We start from the raw sequence: 17,244 nt of genomic DNA on the forward strand, positions 1-17,244 counted from the left end.
AATCGATGACGAACCCTTTGCTTGATACCCTGGCGTTGCCGCGGTTCGATGATATCCGGCCCGACCAGATTGCGCCCGCGCTCGAACAGGCGATCGCCGATCATCGCGCGGTTGTGGCCAGGATCGTCGAGACCCGGCCGACCCGCTTTGCCGAGGCGTGGATGCCGCTGGAGCGCGCCGATACTTTGATCACGGGCATATGGTCGGCGGTCTGGCATCTTCACGGCGTCGCCGATACGCCCGAGCTGCGCGCCGCTTATGTTGCAGGCGAGGCGCGACTGGTCGAGAACCAGCTTCAGGTCCTCCAGAATGGAGGGCTGTACGAGGTCCTCGTCGCGCTGACCAGGACAGCCGAGTTCGCGGGCCTGTCTGATGCGGATCGCGCCGCCGTCGAGCATATGATCCGCGACTTCAAGCTTTCGGGTGTCGCGCTCGCGCCCGAGGACCGCGCCCGTTTCGCATCGCTCACCATGGAACTGTCGCAGCTTTCGACCGCGTTCGGAAATGCCGTGCTCGACGCGACTGACGCCTGGTTCGAGCATGTCGAGGACGAAGCGATACTCGCCGGGCTTTCGGACGCGGACAAGGGGATGTTCGCCGAGGCTGCGCGGGCGAAAAACCTATCCGGCTGGGTCGTCACGCTCCAGATGCCGAGTGTCAACGCCGTCCTGACCTTCGCCGAGGACCGGGGCCTGCGCGAGCGCGTCTATGCCGCATCGGGGACGCGAGCATCCGATCAGGGACCGCATGCCGGGCAGTTCGACAATTCCACGCGGATCCTTGAGATTCTCTCGCGGCGGCGGGAGGCAGCGCGACTGCTAAGATTTGCCGATTCGGTCGAATGGTCGCTCGCCACCAAGATGGCGAGCGACGCGGGCGAGATCATTGCCTTCCTGCGCGATCTCGCGGCGCGCGCCAAGCCCGCCGCCGAAGCGGAGATCGAAGCACTGGCCGATTACGCCGCAGAGCATCTGGGCATCATCGACCTTCAGCCTTGGGACATCACCTATGTCTCCGAGCGAATGCGTCAGGCCCGGTATGCGATCGACGAGCAGCAGGTGCGTGCCCATTTCCCGGTCGAGTGCGTCGTCGCCGGATGGCAGCGCCTGCTCGACCGGCTGTTCGGCATCCGACTGGTCGCGCGGCCCGATGTGGCCGTCTATCATCCCGACGCCCGCTATTATGACGTGACGGATGAGGAAGGCATGGTCTTCGCCGGCATCTATGTCGATCTGCACGCGCGCGCCGGCAAGCGCGGCGGCGCTTGGATGGCGCAGGCACGGCCGCGGCTGAACGACGGCAATGTCCAGCGCGTACCGGTCGCCTATCTCGTGTGCAACTTCGCGCCGATTACTGACGGCAGCCCCTCACTGCTTAGCCACAAGGAGGTCGTCACCTTCCTGCACGAGACCGGGCATTGCCTGCATCACCTATTCACCCGGGTCGACCGCCCGAACATCGCCGGCACCAACGGGTTCGAGTGGGATGCGATCGAGCTGCCCAGCCAGTTGATGGAGGATTTCGCCTGGGATCGCGACGTCCTGCGCGACATGTCGGGACATCATGAAACGGGCGTGCCGCTGCCCGATGCGGTGTTCGACACGCTCATCGCCGCACGCCACTTCCTCTCGGGCATGTTCATCGTGCGGCAGGTCGAATTGGCGCTGTTCGACATGTTGCTGCATCTGGGGACATTGGGAAGCGACCCGATCGAGGTGATCGAGGCGGTGCGCGACGAGGTAGCGGTGGTGCGTCCGCCCTCATGGCACCGCTTCCCGCACGCCTTCACCCATATATTCGCGGGCGGCTATGCCTCGGGCTATTATAGCTATCTATGGGCAGAAGTATTGGCCGCCGACGGGTTCCAGCGCTTTGTCGAGGGCGGGCTGATTGATCGCTTCACCGCCGCCAAGTTTCGCCACGAGATTCTGGCAAAAGGGGCCAGTCGTCCGGCGGCTGAAAGCTTTCGCGCGTTCCGGGGGCGCGATGCCGATCCGCAGGCAATGCTGATGCGGCACGGGCTGGTAAGCCAATGACTCACAACATGAACGACGCCGTGCGCTCATGGCGGATCGAGGCGATCCGCCGCATCGAAGCCGATTTCAACCGGTCTGCCGACACACACCTTATTCGGCTGGATTTGCCGCGCTATCCCGGGATCACGCTGTATCTCAAGGACGAGAGCAGCCACCCCACCGGAAGCCTGAAACATCGCCTGGCGCGCTCATTGTTTCTCTACGCGTTGTGCAATGGCTGGATCGGGCCTGACACTTGCATCATCGAGGCATCTTCGGGATCAACCGCGGTCAGCGAGGCTTACTTCGCACGGATGCTAGGTCTGCGTTTTATCGCGGTGGTGCCGACATCCACGGCCGCGCCAAAGCTCGATGCGATCCGGTTTCACGGAGGAGAGATCCACGCGGTCGACGATCCACGAACAGTCTATGACGTGGCGTACCGCCTCGCGCGTGAGACAAATGGCCATTACCTCGACCAGTTCACCTATGCAGAGCGCGCGACCGATTGGCGCGGCAACAACAATATCGCGGAGAGCATCTTCGCGCAGATGGCGTCGGAGGAGCTTCCGATCCCTGCCTGGATCGTTTGCGGCGCCGGTACGGGCGGGACATCGGCGACGATCGGCCGCTATATCGCTTATCAGCGTCATATGACGCAGCTGTGTGTCGCCGATCCCGTCCATTCGATCTTCCATCGACATTTCGCGGATCGCGCCGTCACGTCACTGCCTGAGGGGTGCGCCAGCCAAATCGAGGGCATTGGCCGGCCACGCGTTGAACCCAGTTTCATCCCGTCGATTGTCGACCGGATGATCGCGGTTGACGATGCCGCCAGCATTGGTGCGATGCGTGCGCTGTCCGCTCGGCTGGGCCGGCAGGTAGGTGGATCAACGGGGACGAATTTCGTCGCCTGTAGCCGGTTGATCGCCGAAATGGCCGCTGCCGGCGAGCGAGGCTCAATCGTTACGATCCTGTGCGATGGTGGAGAACGATATAGCTGCACCTATTATGACGACGGGTGGCTTGAAGCACGCGGCGTGGAATGGCAGCGACATGAGGTAGAATTGAATGCCTTGCTTGCTTGATAGAGCGATTGTTTATCGATCGGCGCCGCAATGCAATCCAGGCAAACTCCCCGGCATAACCTTTATTAGGTCAGGGAGCATCGTTCGGATGCTACTTCGGTGTCGATCCAGACAACTGGCAAAACACCTGTGATGAACTCGGTTCATGATTTGTGGCAGCGACGACGTAGTTCCAGCTGACGAATGCCATCTCGGCGACCGCTTCAAGCTCCGCCCGCTCCGCACCGTCGCGGGCGCGGATCGCCATGCCGCTTTGTATCGTCTGCACGAACCTCGCCAGCTTGGTCGTATCCGCCGTGAAGGCGAGGTCTCCATCGCCTTTTGCCTTGTCGAAACGTGCCTTGAGGACCTCGAAACCACCCGCGCGGGTGGTTCTCATGAGTTCGCCGAGCTCGGCATGCCCATCGCTGCCCACTGTGGCGAGCGTTGCCATACAGCCATGTGGCAGATCGCAATCGCCACCCGTCATGGCGATTGCGGAATCCTGAAGGAACGCCAGCGCCGCCTCTTTCGCGGTCGCTGCTTTCCGGAAACGGGTCCAGACCAGCCCTTCATAGGTCGTATAATAATATTGGAGGGCTTCGGCGTAGAGCGCATCCTTCGAGTCAAACGCGGCATATAGGCTCTTTGTCCCGATCCCCATCGCCTTGGTAAGATCCGCGATCGAGGTAGCCTCGTACCCCCTGATCCAAAATAGTCGCATCGCGGCCGCGAGGGCTTCCTGGCGATCGAATTCCCTCGGCCGACCGCGCGCGGGGCGTGTCGACGCCGAACAGGCCGGGGGTGCTGGGACGTCATTGTGCATCAACCACTGCATAAATCAATTGACGGCGCGCTGCAACAAACCTACCGATTTAATGCAGCGATCACTGTAAAAAGGAATCGATCATGGACCTGATTGGAAAACGCGCCCTGGTGAACGGCGGCTCGCGAGGCATTGGAGCCGCGATCGCAGTTGCGCCTGCCGAAAAGGGGGCCGATGTCGCCTTCACCTACAACCGCTCTGCGGAACGGGCGACGACGGTAGTCCAGTCGATCGAGGAGAAAGGTCGGCGTGGGCTTGCGATCCAGGCCGATAGCGCCGATCCGGAAGCCATCTGCCGCGCTGTCGCCGAGACGGTCGACACGCTTGGGGGGCTCGATATTCTCGTCAACAGCGCGGGCATTGGAACGGCGGGGATGACAGCAGACCTGTCTCTGACCGATTTGCAAGCCATGCTCGACGTTAATGTTCGCGCGCCAGTTCTCTTCGCACAGGCGGCGATCCCCCACCTGATGTCCGGAGGCCGTATCATCTCCATCGGCTCCTCGTTGGCCGAGCGTGTTCCGTTCCCAGGGGTAACGGCCTACGCCATGTCGAAGTCGGCGCTTCTGTCCTTCACGCGAGGTCTTTCGCGCGAACTCGGCCCTCAAGGCATTACCGTGAATCTCGTTCTGCCGGGATCGACCGACACGGACATGAACCCGGCCAATGGCGAGAATGCTGACTATCAACGGAGCCTGACGTCGCTGGGTCGATTTGGCGAGCCCCGTGAGATCGCCAGCGCTGTCTCGTTTCTCGCCGGTCCCGCTGCAAGTCTGATTACCGGCGCGACCCTCAATGTGGACGCCGGCTTCAACGCCTGAGTTCATCGGAGACGTCTCACCGCGTGCGCCCTTGATGGTCTTGGAGATCGCCGGCCGGGTGTCCGGCGATCTCTCTTCGGTTCGGAGGGGCGGGGGGCTTTCGTGATTCGATTTCAGTCCGAGGTGGCTGGTACCGCGCTCAGTGGCGGCTTCGGCGCGACTTCGCGGACACGCTGCATCCACGCGGGATATTCCTTGGTGATCTCGCTGACGTCGTTCAGCCTTGCGATTTCGTCCGCGCTCAGTCGGACCTCGGTCGCACCGACATTGTCGTCGAGCTGTGCGATCCGCTTGGCTCCAACGATTACGCTGGTGACATGGGGCTGGTGCAGCAGCCAGGCGAGCGCGATCTGCGCGACGCTGACGCCCTTGTCCGCCGCGATCGTCTCCATCGCATCGATTACCTGATAGGCGCGGTCCATGGCCACGGGCGGGAAATCGAAGGTCGTGCGCCGGCTGCCCTGTTCGGCCTGCTTGTCGCGGCCGAACTTTCCGCTGAGCAATCCACCGGCGAGCGGGCTCCACACCATCAGTCCGAGCTTCTCATCCCTGATCAGCGGCACGATTTCACGTTCGAGATCGCGGCCGGCGAGCGTGTAATAATTCTGTGTTGTCACGATCTTGGCAAGGTTCAGGCGTTCGCTGTGTCCGAGCGCGCGGGCCATCTGCCAGGCGGACCAGTTCGAGACACCAACGTAGCGGACAAGGCCCTGCCGCACGAGCGTGTCGAGCGCCGCGAGGCTCTCCTCGATCGGGGTCACGGTGTCCGCGCCATGGAGTTGGTAGAGGTCGATGTGATCGACCTGGAGGCGCTTCAGGCTTGCCTTGACGCTGTCGAGAATGTGCCCCCGCGAATTACCGTGGTCGTTCGGGCCCGGGCCGACCGGGCCGTATACCTTTGTAGCGATCACCACGTCCTCACGCCGGACGCCCAAGTTTTTCAGAGATTGGCCAACAATCTCCTCCGCCGCACCGTTCGAATAGATGTCGGCGGTGTCGATGAAGTTGACGCCATGTTCGAGCGCGCGCGCGATCAGGGCCTGTGCGTCTTCCTGCTGAACATTCCCCATGTTCGCCCAGACGCCTTGACCGCCGAAGGTCATGGTTCCAAGGCAGAGTTCGGAGACGAACAGACCGGTCTTGCCGAGTGTTTTGTACTTCATTGCGCATTCCTGTGGATTGAGAGGAAGGGCTCCGACATTTCAGTCGGGAGTTGGCCGCATGGGCAAGCCGCGCATCGACCCGTCGCCAAGACACCCCGAGGGCGAACTGCGTGTCAGTCTTGTCTCAGCGGAACGGAAACAAGCTCGTTGCAATTAGCAGGCGATTTCCCGTCACCCCAATCCGCCGTTTGCGAACACGGTTTGAGCGTCGATCCAGGCACCGTCCTGCGAGCAGAGAAGCGCGATGACGCCGGCGATGTCTTCCGGCAGGCCAAGGCGACCAAGCGGGGTCTGTTCGGGAATTCCGCGGAGCGCTGCTTCACCGTGCTGACGGAGGAGCTGCGTGTCGACGGCGCCAGGGGCCACCGCGTTGACCGAGATGTTGCGACCCGCCAGCTCCTTTGCAAGGACGTTGGAGAAGAGCATCTGGGCGCTTTTCGTGGCGGCATACGCGCCCGTAGCTGGGGGTGGCGTCTTGACGATGCTCGAGCTCAGGCTGATGATCCGGCCGCCGTCACGCGTACGCCGCGCCGCCTCGCGCAGCACGTTGAAGCTGCCTTTGACATTGGTGGCCATCATCCGATCGAAGGCCGCGTCCGACATCTGGGCAAAGGGGCCGACGTTCATGATGCCAGCGTTGTTGACCACCACGTCAACGCCTCCAAACGCCTTGTCATTGGCGTCGAAAAGAGCCTTGACCGCTGCCGGGTCGGCGACGTCGGCCTGGCGAACGATGGCGCGCCCCCCAGCCGCCTCGATGTCGGCCACGACGCGGGCGGCGAGGTCACGGTTGGTGAGGTAGTTCACAGTTACGGCAAAGCCATCGCGCGCCAGACGCTTGGCGGTGGCAGCACCGATGCCTCGCGACGAGCCGGTGACGATGGCCGCCCTGCCAGCGCCAGGCAAAGCGGTTGGGCCCGCCGTGGCTGCCTGGGCCGAAGCCGCGCTGCCCATGGCGAGAGCCGCGGGAGCGGCCGCCGCGAAGGTCATGAACGCGCGGCGTGAGGTATCAGCATCGGACACTTCGATGGTTCCTTTCACAATATACTGGTTTGTTTGCGATAGGCGCCGCCAGACCCGGCGGTTGGCTGGCTAGGGCCTGTTATCGACTGATAGGGAGGAGGCGAAGATCATCGTCTTTCCAGCGAAGCGGCGATCCGCCGGTTTGCGATCAGCAAGGCGATGCCTGTCAGAACGCTCGCGATCGGGACGACCAGCAACCCCAACCCAAGGCCATTGGGCACCTGCGCAGCCGTCGCTGCGTCGCTGACCACCCCGACGATGACGGGCCCGAGCGCCGGCCCAAGAAGGCCTGAACCGATCATCACAAGGCTGGACGCCTGCGCCTGCCTGCCATCGCCCGCCACAAGATGGGCAGCGCCGAAGGCCCACGGCAGCATGAACGAAAAGGACAGCATCCCGGGCACCAGCAGGGCGATCGACAGCCAGCCGTCCGACACGAACAGGGCCGCGCTCGTAGTCGCACTGGCGATCAGGAAGAGAATGGCTGGCGGTCCGAGCACTCTTCCGGTGCCTGCGCTCACCGCGCGGTCGAACCAGCGTCCGCCCAGAAGCGTGCCGATGATACCCATCAGGCCCTGCAGGAGACCAAAGGCCAACCCCACCTCGCTTGTACTGAAGCTATGTGTGCGGATGAGGAATGGGGCGGAGAAGGCGTAGAAGGGCGCTGCGGCGAAACCGAGGAAGATCGCGGCGATAAACATCCAGCGGAACGCCGGGGACGCCAGCAATCGCCGACTGGACTGAAGGAAGGGCTCGCCGTTGGTGGCCGTGCGTTGCAGCGTTGGGGTTGGACCGGTGGCAAGAAAGGTCAACAGGGCGATCAGTCCGCCGATGGCGCCGGCGCCGACCAGGGCGGAACGCCAGCCAAGCGTATCGCCGATGGCTCCGCCGGCAGCGAAGCCGACCATGGTGCCAAGCGGAATGCCCATCGCGAACAGCCCGATTGCAAGGCCACGACGTTCGGGTCGGATCTTGCGGGCAATCAGGGCATGGCCGGCAGGTACCGCGCCTGCTTCTCCAAACGCGACGCCGAAACGTGTAAACGCGAGCATCAAAAAGCTGGAGGCGACGCCGCCGAACGCTGTCATCCCGCTCCAAAGCAGGATGCACGAAACCAAGACGAGGCGGGGCGATCCCCGATCCGAGGCCCGGGCGAGAGGCAGGGATAGCAGCGAGTAGCAGGCCGCGAAGGCAAGGCCCGTAAGCAAACCCATCTGTGTATCGCTCAGCCCTAGATCGGATTTGATCGACTCAGCCAAAATGAATGGGAGTATTCTGTCGATCTGACAAAATGCATTGATCAGAAGTAGCGTCACGAAGATCGCGACCATGCGCCAGCCACGCACATATTCGTTTTTGGAATATCCCGATAGGGCGGATGAAGATCTTTGCAGGTCTATTGACTGCGCGGCGTATTCTGTCATTTTCGACACACTCCTCGCTTGGTCCGCAGCCTCAAGCTAGATGGAGTGTCTGATGAACAGAATGCCGGAAGCCCCAAAAAACTTGCCCAATCCTGCGGGCAATGATGTGCTGCCAATCGAGAGTCGGGTACTACACTGGCCTCGCAATGCTTCGGAGGTATGTGTGCCGCCAGCGCTGTTGAGGACGGTCAATGCCTATATCGAAGCCCAAGGCAGGGGGCAGGGGGTATTCCCTACGCCGATCGGCAGCTTCAATATCGTTCGATCCTTCAAGCAAAGAATGCGGATGCGTCAAGTCTACAAGCCGTCGCTCTGCGTCGTGCTTCAGGGGGCGAAGGAAATCATCCTGGGGGAGGACACACTTCGTTATGGCGCGGGGCAATGTCTGGCTGTCGGCATGGCGCTGCCGGCGACCGGGCACATCGTCGAGGCAAGCCCGGAGGTGCCCTATACCGGATTAATGATCGAGCTGGACGTGGCGATGATCCGCGACGTACTCGAGCAGCTAGAAGCGCCGCCGCCGCCCACTGCGAGCTCCGGGCCATGCCTGTTCGTACGGCAGGTCGACGAGCCTTTGGCCGAGTGTGTCTTGCGGCTTTTGCGAATGAGCGAGACGCCAGAGGCGATTCCGATTCTCTTTCCGTCCGTCATGCGAGAGATCTGCTACTGGCTTTTGAGCGGCCCCAATGGTGGCGAGCTTTGCAAATTGGTCGAGCCTGAATCGAACGCAGCACGGATCGCCAAAGCCCTCCACCTTCTGCACGAAAACGTCGCCCGAACGCTGCGTTTGGAGCAGCTGGCGGAGGCAGCACGCATGAGCCTTTCGTCCTTCCATCAGCACTTCAAGGCGATGACGTCGATGACGCCGCTGCAGTTCCAGAAGCAGTTGCGCCTCCTTGAGGCGCGGCGCCTGATGGTGATGGAGGATACGACTGTTGCAGAGGCCGCCTATCAGGTCGGCTATGAAAGCGCGTCCCAGTTCAGCCGCGAATATTCCCGGATGTTCGGCGTTGCGCCCAAGCGTGACGTCATGAACCAGCAACGTCTGTACAGCGAATATGTAGGGCGCAGGGGGCAGACCGGTATGTAGGGCATGGGCAGACCGGGTGATGGGCAAGCTGGATCTCTTGTCGCTGCCTTGCAGGTTGGGAGATCATGGTCGAGAGCGTAGCAGGGCTGCCGGACGGGCTAGTCGATGTGCCAGCGGCAGGGGCGTCGAATGATCAGGCAGGATCGCCTGGCGCGTTGCTGATGGTGCTTGCCTGTGCCAATGGCAGGCTTCGCGTTGGATTGCCCGTCAGCGCCAGCAGGGCGTTTGCGACGGCCGGCGCGATCGGGGGAACGCCGGGTTCCCCCATGCCGGTCGGCCGGTTCGTGGAAGCGATGATGTGCGTTTCGACCGCCGGCATCTCGTTCATGCGCAAAATCGGGTATGTGTCGAAATTGGTCTCCTGCACGATACCATCCTTGAGCGTCATGGAGCCGGACAGCGCTGCAGAAAGCCCGAAGCCGATGCCTCCTTCCATCTGCGCTGCGATCTGGTTCGGGGAAACCGCGATACCGCAGTCGGTCACGGCGACGACGCGACGAACGACCGGCTTCCCTCGGTCCAACCGAAGCTCCGCAACCTGGCCGACCAGGGTCCCGTACGTCTCATGAATTGCAAGGCCGCGCGCCCAACCCGCTTCCATCGGCTCACCCCAACCCGAGCGGCGGCATAACGTCTCGAGCACTGCCAGTCGGCGCTTATCGCCTGCCTTCTCGTAGAATGTCCGACGATAGGCGGCGGGATCGCGACCCGCGCGCCGTGCGAGTTGGTCAATGATATGCTCCATCACGAAAGAGGTATGCGAATGACCGACCGATCGCCAGAAGGATGGCGGTACCGCGAAGGAGGGGCTGAAGATCTTGCCATCCACGGTCGATGCTGTCGAGAAATAGGGCGAACCCTCGATGCCTTCCACGGCCTGACTGTTCGGGCCGACCGGAACCAGTGGTTGACAGACACTGTGGACGCGCCAGCGCCGCGGGAAACCGTCATGCCCCATCTGGACCCAAAGGCGGTGATGGGACATCGGCCGGAAGTAACCGGCCATCATCTCGTCCTCGCGTGTCCAGATCATCTTGACCGGTCGTCCGTTTGTCCGTTTCGCGATCCGCACGCATTCGACGACATAGTCTGCGCTCATGACACCGCGACGCCCGAAAGAACCGCCCGCGGGAATGACCTCGAGATCAACGCGGCCCGGGGTGGTGCGTGCGGTCAACGCTGCCTGCACCTGATCGACGATGGGCAGGTGAGCGCCGGAGGTAATTGAGACATCCCAGCCGTTTACCGCTGCGACGCAGTCGAGCGTTTCCATCGGAGCATGCGCCAGATACGGGAAGTCGAAGGCGAACTCGAAGATGTCTCCGCTGAACGGCGCTTCGGGCTTGTCGCCCTTCATGGCAAAGTCGCTCGGACTCACGTCGCCGCGCCCTGCGGCAAGGTCGTGATAGTAGCGAAAAAGGTCGGGCGTTGAGCGCTTTTCCGCCTCGCTGTCGTCCCACTCGACGCGCAACGCGTCACGGCCTTTCCGTGCCGCGAAGCTGTTCTGTGCCACCACCGCTACCCCGGTCTCGATCGCGAATACGTCGATCACGCCTTTTACCTTGCGGGCGTCGGATGGGTCGAAGCGGGCGAGCTTGCCGCCGAAGCGCGGGCTGTGCGCGACCATGGCGACCAGCAGATCGGGTCGCTGGACGTCCTGCGTATAGACCTGCGCGCCCGTGCTCTTCGGTACGCTGTCCTTGCGCCGAACCCGGTCCGTGCCGATCAGGCGATAGTCCTTCGTCTGCTTGAGCATGGGCTGCTGCGGCGGGGCCTGCCGGGATGCGTCGGCGAGCAGCTCCGCGAAGGTGGCAGAGCGGTTCGAACCCGGATGTGAAACGACACCGTCGCGAACGTCGATGAGCCGCCGCGGCACGCGCCAGAGCAGCGCAGCCGCATCGACGAACATCGAACGTGCAGCGGCCCCGGCATTTCGCATCAGATCCCAGTTAGACGAAATCGAGCGCGATCCCACCGAGCCCTGCGGTCCGTAGGTGCGAAAATTGCTGCGGGAATCGATGACCTTTACCCGGTCCCAATCGGCGTCGAGTTCCTCGGCGACGATGGCGGCCAGACCCGCATGAATGCCCTGGCCAAGTTCCTGTTGGCGGTTCACGATGGTGACAAAGCCATCCGAGGCGATGCGGATGTACGAGCCAAACGCGCTCGGTTCAGGGTCGGGGCCGCCGCCGCTCAGGATCGCGCCGCCCACCTCCATCGGGTGGGTCGCGGTGTAGCCTACCACCATCGCGCCGCCAATGAGCGAACCGCCCAGGACCATCCGACGGCGCGTCATGCGGAAGCCGCGCTTCGCCGGCTGCGTCGGATCCAGACTTTCAGGTGGGGACTTCATGCGGGACACCTCGCACCGGACTCGAGCCAAGCCTTGATAAGCGCACCGAACTCCGCTTGCGTGCCCGGTGCGGGACTGCGCTTGCCGCCAGGATGCCATGCCCAGCCGACGAGTTCGTCTTCCGTCATATGATGAAGGAGCGCGGCGCGATCCATGTGCGAGCGCGCTGGATCGAGCATCTGGCGGCAGATTTCGCCCAGCGACTTGCCCTGCCAAGCCATTTCGATCGGCGCGAGCTTCCATTTGGGATTGCCCGGGACGCCGGATGCATCGAAGTTCGCGGCGTGGTGGCAGGTCGAGCAGCGTAGCGTGGGTTCGCCCGCATCATCGGGGCCGCGCGACACCCAAGGAACATGTGGCCGCATCGCGTCCGTCTGTGTCGGACGATCATCGCGCGGGTGGCAATTCATGCAACGCGGATGCTGGATCACGCGTCCGGCTTCCGTGAACAGCGCGAGCGACCGCGTTTCGGGATCACCGATCGAGGCGAATGACGCAACAGGTCGCAGCTGCGCCACGTCGCTCCTCGGTGGTGTCGCAGCGATGGACTCGGGTTGCGGCAGGGCGCGGGGCCACAAGGCAATCGCGGCGATGAGGACAACGGCGGCGACGATGATCGCCAGAAGCGGCACGCAGCCGATCCGAAGCCGGCGTCGCCGTGGCCTTGCCGAGCGGAATCCATGTCGCCAACTCACGCTGTCTTTGCCTGGGAGGTAGACGATTGCGCCGCGTCATGGATCGCCGCCCGAATGCGGTTGTACGTTGCGCAGCGGCAGATGTTGCCACTCATTGCGCGATCGATGTCGTCGTCGGTTGGGGCGCCGTTGCTGCGGAGAAGCGCAACTGCGCTCATGATCTGGCCCGACTGGCAAAATCCACATTGCGGCACGTCGCGCTTTACCCAGGCGGCGCGCACCGCAGCCGCTTCAGGCCCTTCGACCGCTTCGATCGTGACGATCTGCGACCCAGCGGCAGTTTCCAGGGACAGTGAGCAGGAGCGCATGGGCTGGCCATCGACATGGATGGTGCACGCGCCGCATTGGGCAATGCCGCATCCATATTTGGTGCCGGTGAGGCGCAGTGTGTCGCGAAGTACCCACAGGAGCGGCGTTTGCCCGTCCTCGTCGATTCGATGTGTGCGGCCATTGACCGCGAGTTGGTAAGGCATGCCAGAGGCTCTATCCGGAGATGAACATCGCCTCAGGATAGGCCCGGCATGCTCACCTTCGAACGCCTGATCCTTCGAAAAACTTGCCTAAAGCGCCACGAAATCTCCGCCGCCACTTCCAACCCCTCGACGCGGATCGCTCCTCGCGGTCGATCGTCGCCCCTTTCCCGGAGCCACTGGCCGACCGCGCTCGCGCCAGCGCCCGATCAGGCACTCGCGATGGATAGGCTGTGGCTTAAAAACGGTACGACAGCAGGAGGCCGGCCGCGGGTTGCCAACGGCGGCCCTCTTCGGTGATCGGGCTGTCGGCGAGGTTGCCGACAAGATAGGTGGCGCCCGCTCGCGCGGTGATACCGAGCTTGGGAGAGAACCAGTAGCCGGCAGTCACCCCGGCGCCGACGTCTCTGATGCCGCCATCCGGGCGGTAAGCGGCAAGTCCGCTCGCGGCGGCTCCGGCTCGGTCGACCCCGAAATAGGTGCGGGTGTAATCCGCATTTGCGAGGGTGGTTTGCGCATCGATCGAGAGGAAGAAGTCCCGGCGGCTGACGGCGGCATAGCTGGCGCTCGCAGTGGCGAGCAGGCCGTTATGCGTGCGGGAGACGTCGTGGAGCACCGATAGCTCCATCTGAAGCACGCCCTGTCCATATTGATCGCCGCCAAAGCGATAGCCGACAAACGCACCGGCTTCGATCGCCGTGTCGATCTCGGGGAGCAGGCCGATACGACCGCCCGCGTCGTTGCGAGGCAGCCGGGCAGCGATAACCGGCCCGAATGCGATGCGGGAGTCTGAAATGACGTCGGCCCGCAAGCCGGGGCCCCGAACCTGAACATTGACGCCGCCCCAGCGAACGTCAGCCATGACGAAGGGGAGGATACGCATATCGCGTGAGCCGTCGAACTCGGGAACGGCCCCGGGGCCAATAGCGACCACGCCGTGCGGGCCGCCGTCCGATGGAGCGGACTGAGCCTGCGCTACGCCGGTGGGGATTGCGGCAACGCCACAGGAGAGGAAAATCGGAATGAGCTTCTTCATCGACAGACCTTTTCGTTTGGAGGGACGCAGGGCCACCGAAGGCGCCCGATTTGCGGGCTCTCCTTCGGTGGCCGTCGAGGCCGCCATGGGCGAGGGATAGGGGACGACCTCGAGTCGGAATCGCGAACCGAGGGCAGGTCCGCGGCTCCCAACTTGATTGTTGCTATGGCCCGCCAGCGCGCGGCGGCTAAAGCCTTCGTCGCTCACTGCTGCGCTCATGCGCGAATTTGCGAATACTCCAAGCAAGTTTCATCTTGGAGTGCTGAGCTTTATGATGGGAAATGTTGAAAAATTATCATAGTGGTAAGTAAACTACTTTGAACTTCAGAATTTTTGACGATTATGATTGGAGAATTTCAGCATTTATATTTAAATTATATTGAAGACTTGATGAATTGTGACATTATGTTTCTATCTGGCTTCGGTTGGCACCAGGAAGCTAGAAGGAATGACCAATGGTCGAAATGCCGGAATTTGGAAAAATCTTGCCTTTTCCTACGCGCGATGCGATCCGTGGCTCCGCTGAGCGCGGAACGCAGGATGGTCGCGCGGAAAGGATCGGCATGGCTTCGACCCTGTTGGGGGCGGTTAACGCCTATGCCGATGCGAATGGCGGCGGGGAGGGGTATTTCCCGATCCCGAACGCTGGATTGCATATCATTCGCGCCTTCCATGAGATGGACAATCATTATGTCTATCAGCCCTCCCTGTGCATCACCCTGCAGGGTGGGAAGGAAATCCTGATCGGAGATGAAACCCTCAGCTACGGCCCGATGCAGTGTCTCGTTGTCGGCCTGGACCTTCCGGCTTGCGGCCGGATCGTGACGGCGAGCCCCAACGAACCGTTTATCGGCATCACCGTCGAGTTCGACATCGCCATCATGCGCGAAGTTCTGGACAAGCTCGACGCGCCGGTGGTTGCGTCGACAGATCCTGTGCGCAGCATGTTCGTGGCTGATGTCGATGGTGCATTGGCGGATTGTGTTCTGAGGATGGTCAGGCTGACGGAAACCCCGCAGGCCATCCCGATCCTCTATCCGGCCCTGATGCGCGAATTCTATTACTGGCTGCTAAGCGGGCCCAATGCTTCGGACCTGTGGCGGCAGGCTGTACCGGACACGCATCTTGAGCGCATCGGCAGGGCGATCCACCTGCTTCGCCAGAATTTTTCCCAGACCCTGCGAATCGAACGTCTGGCTGAAGCGGCGAACATGAGCCCGTCGTCCTTCCATCAGCATTTCAAGGCGCTGACTGCCATGTCGCCACTTCAGTTCCAGAAACAGCTGCGACTGCTTGAAGCGAAGAGGCTGCTGACGGCGGAAGCCATCAATGTCGCCGAGGCCGCATACCAGGTCGGGTACGAGAGCCCCTCCCAGTTCAGCCGGGAATATTCGCGTACCTTCGGGATAGCCCCGAAGCGTGATGCCATGAACTCGAAGGCTGCCTTGGCATAGCAGCCTGCACGTTAGACAAGCTGTAACGCTGCTGGGTCGTCGCCTGCGTGCGGGAGTCTTTTTTGGAGATTCGGGCAAGTCTTTTAACGCTTCGGGCATGGAACCCGACGGCTTTCGTCGGCACTGTCTGACAAGATTGGCGCGGCTCTCAACACCGAGGATCGCGCGGCTTGCAGTCCGATCCGAGGAGAGGCGCCATGCTTTTGCAACTAGAGCGGGTGGAATTACCACAGCCGAGGTCAATCGAGACATCTCTGCCAGCTATGGCAAGCCCGAACTTTTCCCGTCTTGAGCGTCAGGCGCTCGTTATCGGGATCATGGATGGGCGTAAGATGCGCAGTCGATCACGGCTGCAACGGCTTTTCGTCTTTTTCGACAATTTTAAGTCCATCCCCCTCGCTAATCCGCATCTCGAGGCGCTGCGCGCCTTTGCAGAACTGTCTCGAGCGTCGCTTCCCTGCCTTGTTCCCGCCGCCACGCTGGAGGAACTCGGCTTTTCCAGAGCACAAATCGAGGCCGCGCGAGAATCCGTCGCGGCGGATGCGGCATTGGAAAGGCGGATTAAGCCTCGCGCATTGGAGGAATAGGCATGCCTCTTGGAGGTTTCGGCATGGGCTTTACGCCGGTGATGACTAGCTTCCGTCTGAACCAATATGATTTACGAAAGGCATCCTCATGACCGGCTGGACCGCGTCCGACATTCCACCGCAGCAGGGCCGAACGGCCGTTGTCACAGGCACCGGCGGCTTGGGTTTTGAAGATGCGTTGGCGCTCGCGCGCAGCGGTGGGGATGTCATCCTTGCCGGTCGAAATCCCTTGAAGGGGCCCGATGCTGTGGCAAGGATTCGCCAACTGGTGCCGCAGGCGATCATCAGCTTCGAGCAACTGGATCTCGCCAGCCTGAAATCGATCGACGATTTTGCCGAGCGCCTCAGCAGCAAGCGGCCAAGCGTCGACATGCTCATCAACAATGCGGGCGTTATGGTGCCACCAAGGCGCCAAGAGACCGAGGATGGCTTCGAACTGCAGTTCGGTACCAATTTCCTTGGGCATTTTGCACTGACGGCCCGCCTGCTGCCGCTCCTGCGCAACGCAAGCAAGGCGCGGGTCGTAACGCTATCGAGTATCGCGGCCCGCGCCGGCTCGATCAATTTCGCGGATCTTAATGCCGAACAGGGTTACAAGCCCATGCCGGTCTACAGCCAGTCGAAGCTTGCCTGTCTGATGTTCGCTCTGGAACTGGACCGGCTTAGCAAGAAGAACGGCTGGGGCGTGAGCAGCATCGCTGCGCATCCCGGCATATCACGCACCGATTTGCTGCTGAACGCGCCAGGCAAATTCAGCCTGGAGCGGACCATGCGGACGTTCCTGCCATTCCTGTTTCAGCCCGCCGCTCAAGGCGCGCTTCCCGCCCTCTTTGCAGCGACCGCGCCCGAAGCGAAAGGCGGGACCTATTATGGCCCCGACAAGATGAGTGAGGTTCGTGGTCATCCAGCGCCTGCCAAGGTGCCCGACGCCGCACTGGATGAGGCTGTGGCGGGCCGTCTTTGGCGGTCTTCCGAGGAGCTCACTGGCATTTCCTTCCCGGGGGCGATGATCGAGCGGGCCACGGTACCGGTCTGAAGCACATGTCGTCGGCTCCAGCCTCGCCGCCTGCACCCGACCCAAGTTTTTTAGAAAGGGACCGGACGATGGCCTCTCAGGAACCCGACACGCTTTCCTGGCGGACTCGCCTTTGCCTGCATCCGAAGAGTAGCGCTCGCTTCACACTTGATGGCGGTGGACCGACGATCTCGAGGGGGACCTC

15 protein-coding genes are annotated in these 17,244 nt (G+C 62.2%); 7 read left to right on the top strand and 8 right to left on the bottom strand.

The window, feature by feature from the left end:
• Positions 1-5: 5 nt before the first annotated feature.
• Positions 6-2,036 (top strand): M3 family metallopeptidase, encoded by a 2,031-nt coding sequence (locus tag GGR46_RS14380; protein ID WP_183998618.1) that lies wholly within the window; start codon positions 6-8, stop codon positions 2,034-2,036.
• An 8-nt stretch (positions 2,037-2,044) separates the two neighbouring features.
• Entirely contained in the window at positions 2,045-3,103 is a 1,059-nt protein-coding gene (locus GGR46_RS14385; protein ID WP_183998619.1) for a PLP-dependent cysteine synthase family protein, read from the top strand.
• Positions 3,104-3,194: 91 nt separating this feature from the next.
• On the opposite strand, the gene GGR46_RS14390 is transcribed toward GGR46_RS14385, so the two are convergent.
• Positions 3,195-3,908, bottom strand: a complete 714-nt coding sequence (locus GGR46_RS14390) for a TetR/AcrR family transcriptional regulator (protein WP_183998620.1) — start codon at positions 3,906-3,908, stop codon at positions 3,195-3,197.
• Between the two features lie 83 nt (positions 3,909-3,991).
• On the opposite strand from GGR46_RS14390, the gene GGR46_RS14395 reads away from it, so the two are divergent.
• Positions 3,992-4,729, top strand: coding sequence for a 3-oxoacyl-ACP reductase family protein (locus tag GGR46_RS14395; protein WP_221262742.1), 738 nt, complete (start codon positions 3,992-3,994; stop codon positions 4,727-4,729).
• A gap of 113 nt (positions 4,730-4,842) precedes the next feature.
• Here the strand turns inward: GGR46_RS14395 and GGR46_RS14400 are convergent, their stop codons facing one another.
• From GGR46_RS14400 to GGR46_RS14410, 3 genes are all read right to left on the bottom strand, one after another.
• Entirely contained in the window at positions 4,843-5,892 is a 1,050-nt protein-coding gene (locus tag GGR46_RS14400) for an aldo/keto reductase (RefSeq protein ID WP_183998621.1), read from the bottom strand.
• Positions 5,893-6,063: 171 nt separating this feature from the next.
• On the bottom strand, positions 6,064-6,915 hold the full coding sequence (locus GGR46_RS14405) for an SDR family oxidoreductase (RefSeq protein ID WP_183998622.1): 852 nt from the start codon (positions 6,913-6,915) through the stop codon (positions 6,064-6,066).
• Between the two features lie 107 nt (positions 6,916-7,022).
• Positions 7,023-8,339: an MFS transporter gene (locus tag GGR46_RS14410; protein ID WP_183998623.1), complete on the bottom strand. Its 1,317-nt coding sequence runs from the start codon at positions 8,337-8,339 to the stop codon at positions 7,023-7,025.
• A gap of 52 nt (positions 8,340-8,391) precedes the next feature.
• On the opposite strand from GGR46_RS14410, the gene GGR46_RS14415 reads away from it, so the two are divergent.
• Positions 8,392-9,429: an AraC family transcriptional regulator gene (locus GGR46_RS14415; protein ID WP_246426087.1), complete on the top strand. Its 1,038-nt coding sequence runs from the start codon at positions 8,392-8,394 to the stop codon at positions 9,427-9,429.
• Positions 9,430-9,562: 133 nt separating this feature from the next.
• On the opposite strand, the gene GGR46_RS14420 is transcribed toward GGR46_RS14415, so the two are convergent.
• From GGR46_RS14420 to GGR46_RS14435, 4 genes are all read right to left on the bottom strand, one after another.
• Entirely contained in the window at positions 9,563-11,782 is a 2,220-nt protein-coding gene (locus tag GGR46_RS14420) for a xanthine dehydrogenase family protein molybdopterin-binding subunit (RefSeq protein ID WP_221262743.1), read from the bottom strand.
• Entirely contained in the window at positions 11,779-12,414 is a 636-nt protein-coding gene (locus GGR46_RS14425) for an Isoquinoline 1-oxidoreductase subunit (protein WP_221262744.1), read from the bottom strand. Before GGR46_RS14425 ends, GGR46_RS14420 begins: the two co-directional genes overlap by 4 nt.
• A 59-nt stretch (positions 12,415-12,473) precedes the next feature.
• Positions 12,474-12,950: a (2Fe-2S)-binding protein gene (locus GGR46_RS14430; RefSeq protein ID WP_183998625.1), complete on the bottom strand. Its 477-nt coding sequence runs from the start codon at positions 12,948-12,950 to the stop codon at positions 12,474-12,476.
• Between the two features lie 235 nt (positions 12,951-13,185).
• Entirely contained in the window at positions 13,186-13,983 is a 798-nt protein-coding gene (locus GGR46_RS14435; RefSeq protein ID WP_183998626.1) for a MipA/OmpV family protein, read from the bottom strand.
• Between the two features lie 455 nt (positions 13,984-14,438).
• Here GGR46_RS14435 and GGR46_RS14440 point away from each other — a divergent pair, with 455 nt between their 5' ends.
• The 3 genes from GGR46_RS14440 (at position 14,439) to GGR46_RS14450 (ending at position 17,060) form a co-directional block, all read left to right on the top strand.
• On the top strand, positions 14,439-15,437 hold the full coding sequence (locus GGR46_RS14440; RefSeq protein ID WP_246426088.1) for an AraC family transcriptional regulator: 999 nt from the start codon (positions 14,439-14,441) through the stop codon (positions 15,435-15,437).
• 197 nt (positions 15,438-15,634) lie between these two features.
• Positions 15,635-16,024 (top strand): hypothetical protein, encoded by a 390-nt coding sequence (locus GGR46_RS14445; protein ID WP_246426089.1) that lies wholly within the window; start codon positions 15,635-15,637, stop codon positions 16,022-16,024.
• An 88-nt stretch (positions 16,025-16,112) separates the two neighbouring features.
• The gene (locus GGR46_RS14450; RefSeq protein ID WP_183998627.1) at positions 16,113-17,060 is read left to right on the top strand and encodes an SDR family oxidoreductase; all 948 of its coding nucleotides are present in this window, start codon (positions 16,113-16,115) and stop codon (positions 17,058-17,060) included.
• Positions 17,061-17,244 lie beyond the last annotated feature (184 nt).

Origin of the sequence: Sphingomonas kyeonggiensis (assembly GCF_014196745.1) — a bacterium.
Classification (GTDB): domain Bacteria; phylum Pseudomonadota; class Alphaproteobacteria; order Sphingomonadales; family Sphingomonadaceae; genus Sphingomonas; species Sphingomonas kyeonggiensis.

Bases quoted from the DNA above. Each gene is read 5' to 3' on its own strand.
- GGR46_RS14380 (WP_183998618.1), top strand. From the start codon at position 6: ATGACGAACCCTTTGCTTGATACCCTGGCGTTGCCGCGGTTCGATGAT.
- GGR46_RS14385 (WP_183998619.1), top strand. From the start codon at position 2,045: ATGAACGACGCCGTGCGCTCATGGCGGATCGAGGCGATCCGCCGCATC.
- GGR46_RS14390 (WP_183998620.1), bottom strand. From the start codon at position 3,908: ATGCACAATGACGTCCCAGCACCCCCGGCCTGTTCGGCGTCGACACGC.
- GGR46_RS14395 (WP_221262742.1), top strand. From the start codon at position 3,992: ATGGACCTGATTGGAAAACGCGCCCTGGTGAACGGCGGCTCGCGAGGC.
- GGR46_RS14400 (WP_183998621.1), bottom strand. From the start codon at position 5,892: ATGAAGTACAAAACACTCGGCAAGACCGGTCTGTTCGTCTCCGAACTC.
- GGR46_RS14410 (WP_183998623.1), bottom strand. From the start codon at position 8,339: ATGACAGAATACGCCGCGCAGTCAATAGACCTGCAAAGATCTTCATCC.
- GGR46_RS14415 (WP_246426087.1), top strand. From the start codon at position 8,392: ATGAACAGAATGCCGGAAGCCCCAAAAAACTTGCCCAATCCTGCGGGC.
- GGR46_RS14420 (WP_221262743.1), bottom strand. From the start codon at position 11,782: ATGAAGTCCCCACCTGAAAGTCTGGATCCGACGCAGCCGGCGAAGCGC.
- GGR46_RS14430 (WP_183998625.1), bottom strand. From the start codon at position 12,950: ATGCCTTACCAACTCGCGGTCAATGGCCGCACACATCGAATCGACGAG.
- GGR46_RS14435 (WP_183998626.1), bottom strand. From the start codon at position 13,983: ATGAAGAAGCTCATTCCGATTTTCCTCTCCTGTGGCGTTGCCGCAATC.
- GGR46_RS14440 (WP_246426088.1), top strand. From the start codon at position 14,439: ATGGTCGAAATGCCGGAATTTGGAAAAATCTTGCCTTTTCCTACGCGC.
- GGR46_RS14445 (WP_246426089.1), top strand. From the start codon at position 15,635: ATGCTTTTGCAACTAGAGCGGGTGGAATTACCACAGCCGAGGTCAATC.
- GGR46_RS14450 (WP_183998627.1), top strand. From the start codon at position 16,113: ATGACCGGCTGGACCGCGTCCGACATTCCACCGCAGCAGGGCCGAACG.